14 protein-coding genes are annotated in these 16,757 nt (G+C 66.9%); 11 read left to right on the forward strand and 3 right to left on the reverse strand.

The features are described 5' to 3' along the window. Positions 1-99: 99 nt before the first annotated feature. From CV023_RS05320 to gap, 10 genes are all read left to right on the forward strand, one after another. Positions 100-1,272: a CPBP family intramembrane glutamic endopeptidase gene (locus CV023_RS05320; RefSeq protein WP_230744427.1), complete on the forward strand. Its 1,173-nt coding sequence runs from the start codon at positions 100-102 to the stop codon at positions 1,270-1,272. Positions 1,273-1,374: 102 nt separating this feature from the next. Continuing rightward, positions 1,375-1,851 carry a DoxX family protein gene (locus tag CV023_RS05325; RefSeq protein WP_230744428.1) on the forward strand — a complete coding sequence of 159 codons (477 nt, stop codon included), beginning with the start codon at positions 1,375-1,377 and terminating at the stop codon, positions 1,849-1,851. Positions 1,852-1,911: 60 nt separating this feature from the next. Beyond that, positions 1,912-2,478, forward strand: a complete 567-nt coding sequence (locus CV023_RS05330; RefSeq protein WP_230744429.1) for an isochorismatase family protein — start codon at positions 1,912-1,914, stop codon at positions 2,476-2,478. Between the two features lie 131 nt (positions 2,479-2,609). Beyond that, a complete protein-coding gene (locus tag CV023_RS05335) occupies positions 2,610-4,874 on the forward strand; it encodes an MMPL family transporter (RefSeq protein WP_230744430.1) in 2,265 nt (754 codons plus the stop codon). 145 nt (positions 4,875-5,019) lie between these two features. Further along, positions 5,020-6,321, forward strand: a complete 1,302-nt coding sequence (locus CV023_RS05340; RefSeq protein WP_230744431.1) for a sensor histidine kinase — start codon at positions 5,020-5,022, stop codon at positions 6,319-6,321. After that, entirely contained in the window at positions 6,318-6,938 is a 621-nt protein-coding gene (locus tag CV023_RS05345; protein ID WP_230744432.1) for a response regulator, read from the forward strand. Before CV023_RS05340 ends, CV023_RS05345 begins: the two co-directional genes overlap by 4 nt. 175 nt (positions 6,939-7,113) lie before the next feature. Then, on the forward strand, positions 7,114-8,883 hold the full coding sequence (locus tag CV023_RS05350) for a serine hydrolase domain-containing protein (protein WP_230744433.1): 1,770 nt from the start codon (positions 7,114-7,116) through the stop codon (positions 8,881-8,883). Between the two features lie 94 nt (positions 8,884-8,977). Then, on the forward strand, positions 8,978-9,319 hold the full coding sequence (locus tag CV023_RS05355) for a carboxymuconolactone decarboxylase family protein (protein WP_230744434.1): 342 nt from the start codon (positions 8,978-8,980) through the stop codon (positions 9,317-9,319). Positions 9,320-9,392: 73 nt separating this feature from the next. Beyond that, on the forward strand, positions 9,393-10,472 hold the full coding sequence (locus CV023_RS05360; RefSeq protein ID WP_230744435.1) for a GlxA family transcriptional regulator: 1,080 nt from the start codon (positions 9,393-9,395) through the stop codon (positions 10,470-10,472). 170 nt (positions 10,473-10,642) lie between these two features. Continuing rightward, positions 10,643-11,638, forward strand: a complete 996-nt coding sequence (gene gap, locus CV023_RS05365) for a type I glyceraldehyde-3-phosphate dehydrogenase (protein ID WP_230744436.1) — start codon at positions 10,643-10,645, stop codon at positions 11,636-11,638. A gap of 155 nt (positions 11,639-11,793) precedes the next feature. Here gap and CV023_RS05370 read toward each other — a convergent pair whose 3' ends face one another. After that, a complete protein-coding gene (locus tag CV023_RS05370; RefSeq protein WP_230744437.1) occupies positions 11,794-12,108 on the reverse strand; it encodes an XRE family transcriptional regulator in 315 nt (104 codons plus the stop codon). A 230-nt stretch (positions 12,109-12,338) separates the two neighbouring features. Here CV023_RS05370 and CV023_RS05375 point away from each other — a divergent pair, with 230 nt between their 5' ends. Further along, on the forward strand, positions 12,339-13,124 hold the full coding sequence (locus tag CV023_RS05375; protein WP_230744438.1) for a hypothetical protein: 786 nt from the start codon (positions 12,339-12,341) through the stop codon (positions 13,122-13,124). Between the two features lie 73 nt (positions 13,125-13,197). Here the strand turns inward: CV023_RS05375 and CV023_RS05380 are convergent, their stop codons facing one another. Both CV023_RS05380 and CV023_RS05385 read right to left on the reverse strand, forming a co-directional pair. Then, positions 13,198-15,135 carry a bifunctional sugar phosphate isomerase/epimerase/4-hydroxyphenylpyruvate dioxygenase family protein gene (locus CV023_RS05380; protein ID WP_230744439.1) on the reverse strand — a complete coding sequence of 646 codons (1,938 nt, stop codon included), beginning with the start codon at positions 15,133-15,135 and terminating at the stop codon, positions 13,198-13,200. Between the two features lie 145 nt (positions 15,136-15,280). After that, complete coding sequence (locus CV023_RS05385) at positions 15,281-16,606, reverse strand: MFS transporter (protein WP_230744440.1); 1,326 nt, start codon at positions 16,604-16,606, stop codon at positions 15,281-15,283. Positions 16,607-16,757 lie beyond the last annotated feature (151 nt).

A 16,757-nucleotide genomic window follows, 5' to 3' on the forward strand; every position in this document is an offset into this window, starting at 1 on the left:
GGTCCGCGCGGACGAGGGCGAAATCATCCCTGCGGCGGAGGTGCGCCGACCACAGGCGTCATAGCGTGGACTCATCAGCACGAATCGCGAGGAGGAATCGTGAGTACGAAAGCAGAAACCACCACCACCCCCGCCGAGGTGGGGGCTGAGCGCAACACTGAGATGCCGGTGAATTCGCCCGCCGAGGTGGCGCAGGCAGATACGTCGCAAGTCGATGCGAAGCGGCGACCCCTGGCGGTCGTGCCCTCGCGTGTGCCCTGGCTGCCCGTCGGCGTCTTCGTCGCGGTGGCCGTCGGGCTCGCGTGGCTCGTCTGTCTGCCGCTGTGGCTCTCGGGTGAGGGCCTGAGCAATCTGGCTCTCGTGCAGATCAGCGGCGGGGCCATGATGATCACTCCACTGGTGGCGACCATCGTCGCGCTCGTCATCCAGCGTGTGCGCGCCAAACGCGCCCACCGCACCGACACTGCTGGTGCCGACGCTGCCGCCGGGCGATCGCTGCCGAGCGTACCCCGCTATCTGGGCCTCTGGCCGCTGCGCCCCTTTGCTCGGGTCATCGGTGTGACGCTCGGTGCGGTGCTCGGCATCTATGTGATCGTCGTGGCAGGCTATTTTCTCAGCGCGGCCTTCGGGTGGGTGCAGCTCGACCTGACCGGCCTGTCCGGCTTCAAGGCGCAGTTGGCCACCATTCCGGGCCTGGACACACTCCCGCTGATCGCCTCCCTGCTCATCTATCTGGCCCTCATCGTCATCCAGACCGTGGTCACCGCGTTCCTCGCCTTCGGTGAGGAGATCGGTTGGAGGGGCTGGCTGCTGACCAGCTTGCGCCCCCTGGGCACTTGGCCGGCACTGCTCATCGTCGGAGTCATCTGGGGCCTGTGGCACGCACCGCTGATTCTGCTCGGCTACAACTTCTCCCGTCCTGACATCACCGGGCTGGCGTTCATGATCGGCGGCTGCATGATGCTCGGCATCCTCTTCGGCTGGCTGCGCCTGCGCACCGGCTCGGTGTGGCCCGCAGTCTTCGCCCACGCGGGACTCAACGCCTCGTCCGGTCTGCTGCTCGCCCTGTTCTTCGACGCAGCTGCTCCGATGCCCGATATGGCGCTGGTCGCCACCCTCGGAGTGGCCGGCTGGATCGTCTCGGCCATCGTCATCGGTCTGCTCCTCGCGACCGGCCAGTTCCGCCGACAGCCGGATCTCGGCATCAAGGTCAAGCCCGCTCGACTCAACCCGTCTGAGCCTGAGCCGGTGCCTGAGCGTGCCGACGCCTGAGGAGGAAGCGCCAGTCAGTCGACTGACAGATGCCGGGGCCGCCTTTGAGGCTCGGCCCCGGCATCCGTTAGGCTCAGAATCCACCTTCAGAAGGAGAACTTCATGGCATTCGGACCATCGCTGCTGCAGACGGCAGGACGCATCCTCACCGCTCCCATCTTCATCACCGGAGGGTACTCCGCGCTGAAGGACCCGGCCGGCAAGGCACAGATGGCCGAGTCGACGCTCGACACCATGCGCGACTACGTTCCCGGACTGCCCGATGACAACGAACTCCTCGTGCGCATCAACGGCGGCGTCCAGGTCCTCGCCGGCACCACCCTGCTGCTCGGGATCAAACCGCGTCTCTCGGCCCTCGCGCTCGCCGGATCCCTCATCCCGACCACCGTGGCCGGACACTCCTTCTGGGAGATGGAGGGCGGAGACGCCAAGGCCCACCAGACCCAGTTCTCGAAGAACCTCGCGGCCCTCGGCGGTCTGCTGCTGGTCGCCGGTGCTGCTCCGAGCAAGAGGGTCATCCAGAAGGCCGCCGACAAGGCTGCCAAGAAAGCCGAGAAGAAGGCCCTCAAGCAGACTTGAACCCGAGGGAACTCTCTCGCGGGCGTTCCCCGCAGGCCCCGATCTGAGTATGCTCGAAGCATGGTCAGGGCACTTCTCATCGTCGACGTCCAGAACGACTTCACCGAGGGCGGCGCACTCGGCGTGGCCGGCGGGGACCGGGTGGCCGAGCAGGTCAACCGCCATCTCGCCGATCACGCGGCCGAGTACGCCGCCATCGTCGCCTCCCGTGACTGGCACGAACCCGACAGCGACAACGGCGGCCACTTCAGCGACGCCCCAGATTTCGTCGACACCTGGCCCGTGCACTGCGTCGCCGGGACCACCGGAGCCGAGTACGACCCGCTGCTGACCACCGGCCCCATCACCTGCCACGTGGCCAAAGGCCAAGGCCGCCCCGACTACTCGGCCTTCCAAGGGACCACGGAGACGGGGGAGCACCTCGGCGATCTCCTCCGCAGGCTCACCATCAGCGAGGTGGACGTCGTCGGCATCGCCACCGATCACTGCGTGCGCGCCACGGTCCTCGACGCCCTCGACGCGGGACTGGACGTGACCGTGCTCAGCGAACTCATCGCCGGAGTCGGTCCGGACTCGAGCGCTGCGGCACTGACCGAGATGGAAGCGGCGGGCGCGACCATTCGCTGAGCGGCGGATTGTCCGCGTGGCCGAACCAGCAGCATCGTTCCTGTTCAGGGCCGTTTCCCAATCGAAAGTTGCAGACGGAATCCGAACTCCTAGGCGATGTGGTCGAAGCGGTGAATTGATGAGATTGAAGCATGAACAAACTCATCGCCACCACCGCAGAGTCCCTTGTGTCGAAGCGCGGCTCGTGGCTCGTCCTCGGCGGGGTCGTCGTCCTCGTCGCCCTCCTGTTCGGACTCCTGTCCGGAGCCGGTGAGGACCGAGCCAATGAGAGTGCTCCGGCCGATTCCGAATCGACCCAGGTCGACGACCTCCTGCAGAAGTTCCCCGAGGCCGACCAGCAGTCCGTCATGGTCGTCGCCTCCCGCGACGGCGGCCACGCGCTGAGCCAGGACGACCAGGCAGAGCTGAAGACGCTCGGCGGCAACCTCGGCGACCACGCCGCAGACACTGCCGACGCAGCCGACAATCCAGAAGTCTCCGGCCCGATCATGAGCGATGACGGCCGGGCCGCGCTCCTCATGGTGCCGATCACCGTCGGCCTCAACAACGCCGACACCGCCGATACCGTCGACGAGCTGCGCACTACCATCGCCGATGACCCCGTAGCCTCCCAGCTCACGGATTCCGGGATGTCGCTGCAGGTCACCGGCGGTCCCGCGATCGGCGCGGACATCGCCTCGGCGTTCAACGGCGCCGACTTCACGCTGCTCATCGTCACCGTCGTCATTGTCGCGCTGCTGCTCATCATCACCTACCGCTCGCCGATCCTGTGGCTGCTGCCGCTCATCGTCATCGGCACCGCCGACGGCCTCGCCTCGACCGTGACCGCGGCGATCGGCGACGCCCTCGACCTGCAGTTCGACGCGGGCATCATCAGCGTCCTCGTCTTCGGCGCCGGCGCGAACTATGCGCTGCTCTTCATCTCCCGGTGCCGGGAGGAGCTCGGCCGCGAGACCGACCACCGCCTCGCCCTCGGCTCGGCCTGGAGGCACACGGCGTCGACGATCCTCGCCTCCAACCTCACCGTCGTCCTGTCCCTGCTCAGCCTCGTCTTCGCCGTCATCCCCGGCACCCGTGGCCTGGGCATCACCGCCGCCGCCGGCCTCATCATCGCCGCGGCCGCCGTGCTCATCGCCCTGCCCCCGGTGCTCGCGATCTGCGGCAAGGGCGTGTTCTGGCCCTTCCTCCCGAAGGTCGAGGACGGCGCCGAGGCGGCCGCGGAGTCGGCGACCGCCAAACCCTCGGTCTGGCGGAGGATCGCCACCTCAGTGGTCAAACGCCCGGTCATCCACCTCGGCGCCGGGGTCATCATCCTCGGTGTCATGGCCGCCGGTCTCATCGGCACCTCTGTCGGTCTCGACCAGTCGGAGAAGTTCCGCGTGCAGTCGGAATCCGCACAGGGCCTCGACGTCCTGTCCGAGCACTTCCCACCCGGCGAATCCCAGCCGATCTGGGTGACCGCGGACTCGGAGAACGCCACAGAGGTCACGGACTCGGTGTCCGACATCGACGGTGTCGTCCGTGCCACCCCCACGGATGAGACCACCGTGGGAGGCACGCAGATCACGAAGATCATGGTCACCGGCGAATTTGCGCCGGACAGCCCGGCCGGACTCGACCTCGTCGAGGACATCCGCACGGACGTCCACGCCATCGACGGCGCGGATGCGCAGGTCGGAGGGGCTGCCGCAACTGAACTCGACGCCCGTGACGGCAATGCGCAGGACTTCCTGACGATCGCGCCGCTGGTGCTGGCGATCAGCTTCGTCATCCTGCTGGCCATCCTCCGCGCCCCGTTCGTGGCGATCACTCTGCTCGGCGTCAACGTGGTCTCCTCGGCCGCGGCGATCGGTCTGGGTGCATTCCTGTCGCGGTCGATCTTCGGCCAGGCCGCCCTCGACGCCCAGGTGCCGATACTGGCGTTCCTGTTCCTCGTCGCACTCGGCATCGACTACTCGATCTTCCTCTCGCACCGAGCGAAGAAGGAATCGGTCGCCCAGGGCGCCCGACAGGGCATGATCGAAGCTGTCGCCCACACCGGCGGAGTCATCACCAGCGCCGGCATCGTGCTGGCCGGAGTCTTCGCGGCCCTCGGCATGCTGCCGCTCATGGTGCTCGGCCAGCTCGGCCTCATCGTCGGCGTCGGCGTCCTCGTCGACACGGTCCTCGTGCGCACCGTCATCGTCCCGGCGATCATCGCCCTAGTCGGCAACCGGATGTGGTGGCCGAACAAGTCGATCACCCGGTTCCGTCCCGGAGCAGGCGACACCGCCGAGGTGACCGATGACGAAGGAGCGGACGGAATCGATGACTCGGCGGACGCTGCCCAGGCCGGGACTGCCTCGGTGGGTCACCGGATCCTCACCGAGGTGGGAAGACGCCACGGTCGACACTGATCGCGGCTCGCCTGATGACGGGGTCCGGTCACCGAAGCGCATCGGTGACCGGGCCCCGTCGCCCCTGCCCGGCACCGCCTCGGCGCGCCCGGTGACTGCGGATAGGGTGAGGAGGAGACGAACGAACGCCGGAGGAGGAGCGAACGTGGCCGCACGCGGATGGACGACGCGGACGATGGAGATCGGGCAGCACGCGATCGCCCTCGTCCTCACCGCGATCTCCACCTTCCGCGCCATCGACGGCGGCGCTGCCTGGTTGGCAGCGATCGCCGTGGCCGTGGTCTTCCTCGCCTGGTACACGCTCGGCGCGGTCCGAGCGGCGCGCAGTGCGGAGATTGCGCTCGAGAAGTGGTGGCTGATCGTCCTCGCCGCGGTGTGGCTGTGCTCCCTGCTCATCTCCGCGGAGTTCATCTGGGTCGCCTTCCTCCTGTGGCTGCTCGCCGGGCACCTGTTCTCGCTGCGCGTGGCCGTCGTATTCACCGCCCTGACCTACATCGCCACCGTCGTCGCGCCGCTCGCGCACTACGGTTCGGTGGCCACGGCCGGGCTGATCGGCTCGCTCATCGGCGCCGTCTTCGCGCTCGGTCTCTCGCGCGGATACATCCAGCTTCTGCGCGAGGGGCGCCGCCGCGAGGAGCTGCTGAACTCCCTCGAGGTCGCTCACCAGAATCTCCTCGACCTCCAGGATGAGCTCGCCCTGACGCAGCGGCACGCCGGTGAGATCCAGGAGCGGACGCGGGTCTCCCGCGACATCCACGACACCATCGCCCAGGAGATCTCCTCGATCCGGCTCATCGCCCACGCCGAGGTGGAGCGGACCTCCGATGAGCGGTCGAAGGAGGTGCTCGCCCAGGTCGAGGACCTCGCCGCGCAGAGTTCGCGTGACGTGCGCCGGATCATCGCCGCGCTCGCCCCCACCGAGCTCGAGGACGGGGCGCTGACCGCGGCCATCCGCAGGCTGCTGACGCGGCTGGAGGCCGACACCGACATCCGCGGGCAGGTTGAGGTCGATGAGACCCTGCCGTCCCTGCCCGCCGAGGTTGAGGTGGCGCTGCTGCGGACAGCGCAGTCCGCGCTCGCCAACGTCCGCCAGCATTCCCGGGCCTCCCGGGTGATGGTCAGCCTCATGGACCTCGACGGGTCGATCCGGATGGACATCGTCGACGACGGCATCGGCATGGCCGATCCCGAGACCCGGCAGCGGGGCAAGGACTCGGGCTTCGGCCTCGACTTCATCGGCTCGCGGATGCGCGAACTCGGCGGCGAACTCGTCATCGAAACGAATTCGGGGACGGGTTTCGCGATCTCGGCGACTCTGCCCGACCTGGCCAGCCGGTCCGGACGAACGACCCTCACGCAGGACCGTCTCGGCGCAGTTGCTGCACCCACCGACGATGCCCGCGGTGATAACACCCTCGCCGATGATCCACAGGAGGACGAAACATGAGCATTCGCGTGATTCTCGTCGATGACCACCCGGTGGTGCGCGCCGGTCTGCGGTCGGTCATCGACGCCCCGGACCATATCACCGTCATCGGCGAGGCCGGCAGCGGCGAGGAGGCGCTGAGTCTGGTCGAGCAGCTCGCTCCCGATGTCGTCATGTGCGACCTGCGGTTGGGCGAGGGCATCGACGGCATCGAGGTGACGAAGCGGCTGCGCGCACTGGCCGAACCGCCGGCCGTGCTCATCCTCACCACCTTCGACAACGACTCCGAGATCGTCGCGGCCCTCAACGCCGGGGCCGCCGGGTACCTGCTCAAAGACATCGACCCCGGTGACATCTCCACGGCGATCGAACGAGCCGCGGAGGGAGGGACCTACCTGCCGCCCGAGATCTCGACGAAGGTGATCACGGCGATGCGCAATCCGGCGCCGAAGCTGACCCGGCGGGAACGGGAGGTCATCAAACTGCTGGCCACGGGGTCCTCGAACGCACAGATCGCCCAGGAGCTCTTCGTCACCGAGGCGACAGTGAAGAGCCACCTCGTCAACGTCTTCACGAAGCTCGGCGTGGACTCTCGTGCCCGCGCCATCCGCGTCGCTGAGGACCGGGGGCTGGTGTAGCGGCGGAGGTAATGTGAATAACTGATAGGTAACCGTGTGCTGCAACGGTCCTGGTGACAGAGTCGCTTTCCGGCCGACCTGCATCGAGTTCGGCCCAGATGAGCCCGACCGTAGTACTCCGGTTCATCTCTTCCAGGTAGTCTTTTGCGTGCAGATGACCACAGATGGAGGCGACATGACAGGTGCGGACGAGGCGATTCCCCCGCACCCGGATACACCTCCGAACCTTCGCATCGGGGCACTGTCGGGCAACACTAGAGGCATCAGAACCGCAGCCGAGACCACCGGCGATGCGTACGCGGAAGCCGCACAGCCCACTGAGGCAGCACCGCCCACGGAGGCTGCACCGTCCACTGAAGCCGTACCGGAGAACTCGGACTCCGATCCGACCTCACCGCCGCTTCCGCACGTCGGGGAGCTCACCTCGGCGAGCGAAGACGCCATCGTCGATCCCTCCGAGGCGATCCTCGAACACATCGATCTCGACTCCTGGAAATGGCCGGAGTACTTCGCCTTTGCCCTGACGCGCATGGAGGAGATCTTCCCTATCGGCGGCATCCCGCGCGGCATCGGACCCGTGCGCGAATTCGTCACCGAAGACAACGACTTCCGGCCCCTGCCCATCGACCGAGAGAAGTGGGCCGGTGCGGATGAGTCCTGGACGACCGTCGGCGACGTCCTCGCCGACACCTTCACCGACGCCTGGCTCGTCACCCGCAACGGGGTCGCCCTCGCCGAGGAATATGCCTGGCCGATGAAGCCCGCCCGTCAGCACATGCTGTTCTCGGTGAGCAAATCCATCGTCTCCACGGTCATCGGCGCGCTCGCCGACGCGGGCCGACTGAGCCCGGACGACCTCGTCACCACCCACGTGCCCGCCCTGGCCGAGAGCGGCTACGCGGGTGCGAGCATCCGCGACCTGCTCGACATGCGCTCGGGCATCAAGTTCTCGGAGGAGTACCTCGAGAAGGGCTCCGAGATCCGAGCCCTGTTCGAAGCCGTGGATTTCGCGCCCCGGACCCCCGCCTCGGCGAACGGGATCAAGAGTTTCCTGACAAGTCTGAAGAGCGATCGCGAACACGGTTCCGCCTTCGTCTACCGCAGCTGTGAGACCGACGTGCTGGCTTGGATCGCCGAGGCGGTCACCGGGCAGCCGTTCTCCGTCGTGACCAGCGAATACGTGTGGTCGAAGGTCGGCGCGGCCCACGCCGCCCAAGTCTGTCAGGACCGCTGGGGCGGATCCATCGCCGACGGCGCGATCAGCACCACCCTGCGCGATCTGGCCCGCTTCGGCGAGATGATCGCCCGCGGCGGCACCACCGTCGACGGTGAACGGGTGCTCTCCGCCGCCTGGATCGACGACATCTTCACCGGGGCCGCCGACTCCGCCCAGGTCTTCGCCGCCTCGCCCTCGGGACGCTCGTACACGGGAGGCATGTACCGCAGCCAGTTCTGGCTGCCCTCGGCCAGCCGCGACGTGGTCATCGGCATCGGCATCCACGGCCAGATGCTCTACATCGACCGGGCCACCCAGACCGTCGGCGTGAAGCTCTCGAGCGACCCGGAGCCGGTCAGCCTCGCTCAGCAGCACGGCACCCTGGCCATGTTCGAGGCCATCGCCGAGGCGGTTCCCGTGACCGCGAATACGCCGAGTTCCGGTGCGGGATCCGGCGCTGGTTCGGCCTCCTCGGCGGCAGTGCCCTCGGCCGCGCCCCAGGGACCGAGCATCGGCACCCCCGAGACCGCCGAGGCCGAAGATCGTGTGGCCGCGGGCGCACAGGCGGAAGGGGCACCCGAAGCGGGCGTCCTCGCAGACGGTCTGCCGGTCACGGCCCTACCCGCCGAGCCGATCCAAGCAGCCGGACCGCAGACCGCCGGCCCGCAAGCCGCAGCGGCGCCGAACCTCGGCGGAGCGCCGCTGATCGCGCAGAACACCCTCTACTGACGCGCGCCATATGAAGCCGACCCACCCATCGACGCTCCTGGGGGAGTAGCGTGGCGATCGGAATGACACCGATCACACCACAGGAGGCACCACGATGACCGACTTCTTCGACCGCGAGACCGACAGCAAGTACGACAAGGCCTACAAGGAGACCACTCCGGACATCCTCAAGGCCTTCGGCGAGTTCAACAATGCAGTCTTCGCCGAGGACGGGCGCGAGATTCCGCTCAAGTACCGTGAGCTCATCGCCTACGCCGTCGGCCTGACCACGCAGTGCGCCTACTGCATCGACGCCCACGCCAATGCCGCCGTCAAGGCCGGCGCCAGCGAGGCGGAACTGGCCGAGACCGCATGGACCGCCTCGGCGATCCGGGCCGGCGGGGCCTTCGCCCACGGTCGACTCGGCTTCAAGCTCACCGGGGCCCACGAGCACTGAGGCTCCACGGGGATCGCCACCGGCCTGCCACGTACGGCAGCGCGCCTGCAGTTGCCTAAACTGAGAGGCGATCATGAGTAACGTATCCCGACCATCACGCAGGACGCCCCGATCCAACCCGCACGACATCATCGTGCTGGCCCTGGACGGGGTGTCCGCGATGGACCTCGGAGTCCCCGTCCAGGTCTTCGGCACCGAGTCCAACGCCTCACCGGTGAGGTCCGTGGCCGGCCCTGACTCTGCGGCGACCGCGGCCGGCCCGGACGCCCTGGCCACCAGCGGGGGAGTCCTCCCCGGCGGGACCTGGCCCTATACAGTCGAGGTCTGCGGCGCCCAACCCGGCCGGGTGGCCGGGGCCGATGGCCTGTCCTATCACGTCGACGCCGGACTCGAGGCCCTCGAGCGCGCCGATACGATCATCATCCCGGGGGCCACCTCGGTGGTCGAGGAGGAGCCCTCTGCCGCCGTCGTCGGCGCACTGCTGGCCGCCTTCGAACGCGGAGCGAGGATCGCCGCGATCTCGACCGGCACCTTCGCCCTCGCCCGCACCGGCCTCCTCACCGGTCGGCGTGCCACCACCCACTGGTCGACGGCGAAGGAGCTGACCCGTCGCTATCCCGGGATCACCGTCGACGAGAACGTCCTCTTCATCGACGAAGGGCAGCTGCTGACCTCGGCCGGAGCCGCCTCGGCGATCGACCTCTGCCTCCACCTCATCCGCAGCGACCACGGGGTCGGCCTGTCCAACCAGGTCGCCCGGCGCCTCGTCGCCGCGGCCTACCGCAGCGCCGGACAGGCGCAGTACGTCCCGCGCTCCGTGCCCGACCCGCTGGGCGACGTCTTCGCCGATACCCGGGAATGGGCCCTGCAGCACATCGGCGAGGAACTCACCCTCTCCGACCTCGCCGCCAACGCCGGGGTGTCCGTGCGGACCTTCTCCCGCCGCTTCGTCGAGGACACCGGCTACACCCCGATGCAGTGGGTTCTCCGCGCCCGCGTCGACCTGGCCCGGGAGCTGCTGGAGAACAGCGACCTCGGCATCGAACAGATCGCTGACCAGGTCGGACTCGGGACGGGAGCGAACTTGCGGATGCACTTCCAGCGGATCCTCTCGACCTCACCGAACGAATACAGGCACAGCTTCTCGGGCTGAATCGCGAGTCGATCGGGAACCTGCCAGCGGGTGGCCGGAAAGTTGCGGTATCTGGCAATAAGTCTGGCGAGAACCTTGCGCAGAATGTCTCTCTGGCCACTGTTGCCGATTGCCCGAACGGCAGATGATGGACATGTACTCACAAACAGCTCGTTCACCAAGGAGTGACATTGACTCGCATCGCCATCAATGGTTTCGGTCGTATCGGACGCAGCACCCTGCGCGCTCTGACCCAGCGTGAGAGCGACCTCGAAGTGGTCGCCATCAATGACCTCGGTCCCATCGACCAGCTGGCCCGCCTGCTCACCTTCGACACCACGCTTGGCCGCTTCGGCTACCCCGTCGAGGTCGGCGAGGATGAGATCGTTGTCGACGGCAAGCCGATCAAGATCTTCGCCGAGAAGGATCCGGCCAATCTGCCCTGGGGCGACCTCGACATCGACATCGTCCTCGAGTCCACCGGCATCTTCACCAAGGCCGACAAGGCCCGCGCCCACCTGACCGCCGGCGCCAAGAAGGTCCTCGTCTCCGCTCCTTCGAAGGGTGCCGACGTCACCTTGGCCTACGGCGTCAACACCGAGGCGTACAAGCCCGAGCACACGATCATCTCGAACGCCTCGTGCACGACCAACGCACTGGCCCCGCTGGCGAAGGTCCTCGATGACCTGGCCGGTATCGAGCAGGGCTTCATGACCACGGTCCACGCCTACACGGGAGACCAGAACCTCCAGGACGGCCCGCACAAGGACCCGCGGCGTGCCAGGGCCGCGGCCGCGAACATCATCCCGACCTCGACGGGAGCGGCAAAGGCGATCGGCCTCGTGCTCCCGCAGCTCGACGGCAAGCTCAGCGGTGACGCGATCCGCGTCCCCGTTCCCGTCGGCTCGATCGTCGAGATCAACGCGAGCGTCTCACGAGAGGTCACCCGCGACGAGGTGCTCGAGGCCTACCGGAACGCCGCCGAAGGCGAACTCAAGGGCATCCTCGTCTACGAGACCGAACCCGTTGTCTCCAGCGACATCGCCGGCCAGGAGGCTTCATCGATCTTCGATGCCGCTCTGACCCGGGTCGAGGGCAAGCACATCAAGGTCGTGGCCTGGTACGACAACGAGTGGGGCTTCTCGAACCGCGTCGTCGACAACCTCGAACTCATCGGTCAGAGCTGAATCTGAGGCGCTGACACAGAAGCGGCCTCGACCATGCGAAGTGCATGGTCGAGGCCGCTGTCGTGTCTGGGCTGCCCTGTCCGGTCATCCATCTGGGCGCCCTGTCCGGTCAGTCCTGTCGGTGCCCTGTTCGTTCAGCCCTCGTGGGAGCGCGCTCAGACGTCGTCGTCACCGGGGAGACCGCCTTCGTCCTCCCACCGCTCGATGGCCCGGACCTTGGCCCGGTTGAACTTCAGCCTCACCCCGTAGCCGCCCGTGTCATCATCGCGGACGAATCTGGCACCGTAGCCTTCGAGGGCTTCGAACAGTCTGGATTCCTGCTGCTCGGTGAGGTCCTCGCGTCCCTTCTCGAAGCTGTTCAGCTCAGTCTTGTCGATCTGGGCCTTGAACGCCACGTCCTTCGCCGATACGCGTACCAGTGCCCTGGCTGCGCGAGCGAGTGGGCCGTCAATGATCTCATCGTCTCTCATGCCTCTAACCATGCCAGAGCGCATCATGCCTGCCAAGGCAGGGTGTCCGTGGTCGAGCGGCGGGCTGGCTCCAGTGGCTGACGACGGAAGAATTATGCATCGTTCTATTCATAGCCGATCATCTAGTGTCAGTGCTGGCGGCTAGTGTCTTCCTCAGTCTCCGACAACGCGGTCGGGGCAGGAGCGCCGCCGCAGGCGACGCATGATGAAAGGTCAGAACAATGGAGATCGTGACCACCAGCATCGCCCGTCTGGCGCGGCGCTGCGAAGAGTTCCTCGATGACGACGGACGGCCCCTGACAATCGGCTATCCGACGAGCCTCGCCCTGTGCATCCTCGATGCGATCTATGCGACGGGGTCCCATCCGACGGCGGTGGGCAACGTCGTCGACAGATACATCGCCCAGCACGGGACCGACGACGGCGCCAAGTCCCTGCGCTATTCGATCGCGGCCACGGGAGGACCGGTGGTGTGGGCGGAGCTCGTCGTCTGCAATCTCAAGCCGGCCAGCACTCAGCCCGGCGCGGTGCTCAAGGCAGAGGTCGTCGACCGCGCCACCCGGGTGATGGCCGATCATGGGATCGACACCGTCGACGATCTGCTCGGCGCAGTCGGAGACGATCCCTTCACCTGTGAGCTCTCGCGAAGCTGGCTGGCTCTGCCCAGCCAGAGTTCGGGCATCTCCTGGATGCATCTGCTCATGTTGGCCGGTTCGCTGCACTTCGAGGTTGACTTCAGAGTTGCCTGCTATGTCGCCGAACTGGCCGAGACAGACGTCGATCTCACCGTCGACTATGTGCTCGAGCAGATCGATGCGGCGGCGCAGTGCCTCGGTGTCGAGGCCGAGGTGATCGAGCGGATCGTCTGGCAGGTATCGCACCGTCGGATCCTCTCGGCTCCCGATACCAGCGACTTCTTCGCCGAGGTCGGGCCGGGCTTCGGAGACGAGATGGCAGCTCCGGCATGGGGAGGTCTCACCGAGACTCGGGAGATCACGAGGGCGGCGCCTTTCTGAGACCGGTGGTGGTCCTTGCGCCGAGGCGAATGTCAGTGGCGGCCGGCGCCCCGACGCCGAGGAATCGGCGGGCTCAGCGACCCGCGTTGCGTCGGTGCTGTGCTGCCAGCCGCACCGGCGCGTTCGGCGCTCCGTAGCCCTGGTAGTCGGTGCGGCGTTCGACCATCTCGAAGAAGATCGACCCGATCGTCGAGGTGTAGAAGTGGAGGAACTCGCCGTCCTCGTCACGGTCGTAGAGAATGTGGTTCTCACGCAGACGATCGAGCAGCTCGGGCTCGAGGTCGAACCGGGCATCGAGATCTTCGTAGTAGTTCTCCGGAACGGGCAGGAAGTCGAGACCCCGCGCGACCGCTGTCGCGGCCGCAGTGAAGATGTCATCACACGCGATCGCGACGTGCTCCGGATAACCGCCGGCTCCATTCGATTCCGCGGTGCGCGGGGCCAGGTTGAGCGGCATCCTGATAGTCCCGTCGGAACTGGCCATCACCTGTGAGCGGACGAGGCCCGAGGGGCTCGGGACATCATTCGACGGCAGCGCGCGAAGGGCGAGGAGGGAAGTGTAGAAGAGCACCGCTTCGTCATAGTGGTGTGCGGGCTGTGCAAGATTGACGTGGTCGATCGCCGACTGGCGGTCGTCCGGAACGTTGCCGAACTCGCCGGTCCACGACGGGTCGCCGCCGTTGCCGTTGCTGAAGAAGACCTCCGAGCCGTCGGGTGCGAAGACGCCGCGCAGGACCGCCTCGTCGTGGGCTTGGTCGCGGGGAACCTCGGTGGCATGGAGCAGAAGCGCACGCTCCATGGCCGCATCTGCGTCAGCGACGGCGAAGCCGATCCCGCGCAGATGGGTTCCCGGTCCCGCCGGTCCGACCTGACCGATGGGTCCGCCATTGGGAGTCGCGGACTCGGCGGTCCCGTCCTTCGGAGGCACAAATTCGGTGATGACGATGCGCGACTGTCCGCGTCGCCACAGCTGGACATGCGGCTTCGTCCGGTGGAAGCCGACGAAGCGGAAGCCCAGCTGGTGAATCTGCCGGGTGAGCGTCCCGAGGTCATCGGTGTCCAACTCGATGTAGTCGACGCCGAGAGGTTCGGCGACTTGCGGAAGCTGCTGCAGATCGAGTCGCACGCGAGCCATATCCAGCGCTGACGTCGACCCTCCTGCCACCGATTGTCCTGCCGCAGACTGCTCTGCCGTCGATTCCGCGGCAGCGGCGGCTTCGAGCCACCTCAGCGACCGCAGTCCGTCGACGGCGGTCCGATTCGTATCCGCTTGCCGGAACGAGTCGTTGAAGACCTCGAGGGACACGGGCCCGGCGTAGCCTGTGGCCGCTACCCTGCGCAGGAAGTCGGTGAGGTCCCAGGCGCCTTCGCCGGGGAAGACCCGGTGATGGCGAGACCAGCTGAGCACGTCCATCGTCAGTGCCGGAGCGTCGGCGAGCTGGAGGAAGAAGATCTTGTCACCGGGAATCTCGGCGATCCGTGAGAGATCCGTGCCGCGGGAGAGGATGTGGAAGCTGTCGAGGCAGGTGCCGATCCGCGGGTGATCGGCGGCGGCGACGAGATCCCAGGCGTGATCGTAGGTGGAGACGAACCGCCCCCAGGCCAGGGCTTCGTAGGCGATGTCGATGCCGTAGGAATCGGCAAGTTCGCCGAGGCGGCGCAGCTGTTCGACGACGATGCCGTCATCGGAGATGGTTGCGGTAGCTACATTCGAGCACAGCAGCATCGTGTCCATGCCGAGCCTGCGCATGAGAGCGAACTTCGACTCCGCGCGGCGCAGGTTGGCCTCGAACACGTCTTCCTCGACGCCTTCGAAATCGCGGAAGGGCTGGTAGAGGTCGAGGCTGAGACCGAGTTCGGCTGCCAGAGACGAGATCGCCGCAGGGGAGTCGGGGGAGACGACGAGGTCCTGTTCGAAGATCTCGACCCCGTCGAAGCCGGCTCGGGCGGCCGCGCGCAGCTTCTCCTCGAGTGTTCCCGACAAGCATACCGTGGCAATCGACGTTCTCATCGTCGTCTCTCCTCCTTCTCGGGGTCGGGCACAATCCTCATTGTGCCCGACCGGTGTCCATTCAGCTCTCGTGGCTGCCGCTCTCGCCGCTGCCGCTCTGGCGGGTACGGCTCCCGAGACTTCGGCCCGGCAGCACCTCACAGGCTCAGCGTGAGCGCTCCTCGTGCAGGGTATTGATCTCGTCGAGTGTCCGCGACTTCGTCTCTTTGGCCGTCAGCGCGGCCAGCGAGACGAGCACGCAGACTGCGGCGGTGAAGCCGGCGACCGATCCCCAGTTCTGACCGGAGGCTCCGGCCACTGCCGAGGCGACGACGGGAGCGAGTCCGCCGGAGACGGCGAAGCCGATCTGGGTGCCCAGCGCCAGTCCGGTGACGCGGACGGTGGTGGGGAACATCTCGGCGTAGAACGAGGGCCAGATCGAGTTCGCCATCGAGTAGGCGCAGCCGGACATGAGCGCACCGCAGACGAAGATGAGCGTCCAGTTCCCGCTCGAGACGGCGGCGAGGTAGGGGAACATCATCGCTCCCGAGCCCAATGCGCCGATGATGAAGATGGGTTTGCGCCCGAAGCGATCGGAGAGCAGGGCCGCTGCCGGGATGGCGAGCAGGGCGACCGCATTGGCAATGACCGAGACGAGCAGCATCGTCGAACGTTCGAGCCCGACGATCGAGGTGGCGAACGACAGCGACCAGACCGTGAAGACCATGTTGACCGTATTCACCAGGGCGCAGACCGCGACGCGGATGACCGCGGCCTTGTGCCAGCGGAAGACCGACATCAGCGGCGGGTTCTCGTTCGTGGCCTTCTTGAACTCCGGCGGCTCATCGAGTCCGCGGCGGATCAGCCAGGCGGTGAGCACGACGAACGCGGAGAGCCAGAACGGGACCCTCCAGCCCCAGCTGAACAGTGCCTCTTCGGGCAGGAAGGCCGTGAAGGGGATGAACACCGCGGTGGCCAGCAGAGTGCCGAACTGGGTGCCGTGCAGGGTCCAGCTCGTCGTCCACGAACGCTTGTGCTCCTGTGAGTGCTCAAGAGAGACGGCGATCGCGCTGGCCTGTTCGCCGGCGGCCGAGAGGCCCTGGATGATCCGGCACAGCACCAGCAGCGCCGGGGCCAGCATGCCGACCTGCTCGTAGGTCGGCAGGCAGCCGACGACGAATGTGGAGAAGCCCATGAGGAACAGGGTGAACATGAGGACGAACTTCCGCCCGAAGCGATCTCCCAGCGGACCCATGACGAGCGCGCCGAGGGGGCGGACGACATAGGCGACGCCGACGGTGCCCATGGCGAACAGGACCGCGACGCCCGGAGCGGTGGTCTCCGGGAAGAACAGTGTATTGAGAACGAGAGCTGCAGCGGTGCCGTAGACCGCGAAGTCGTAGTACTCGAGCGCCGAGCCGGTCCAACTGGACAGGGCGGCGCGGAAGGGTGTCTTCTTCGCGGGGCGAGCTTCGTCGATCGCGTGACTCATCGGGGACCTCACATCTTCGTAATTGCCACGATATGGCAGTAGTTGTTACAGTGTGGTTTACAGTGTGCTGTAGATGACATAACCTGTCAATCGCGCCTCGTGATCCCACGGCGGCGAGCAGCAGTGACGAACAGTCGACGAGGACCAGGAG

The organism is Brevibacterium sp. CCUG 69071 (assembly GCF_021023135.1).
Classification (GTDB): domain Bacteria; phylum Actinomycetota; class Actinomycetes; order Actinomycetales; family Brevibacteriaceae; genus Brevibacterium.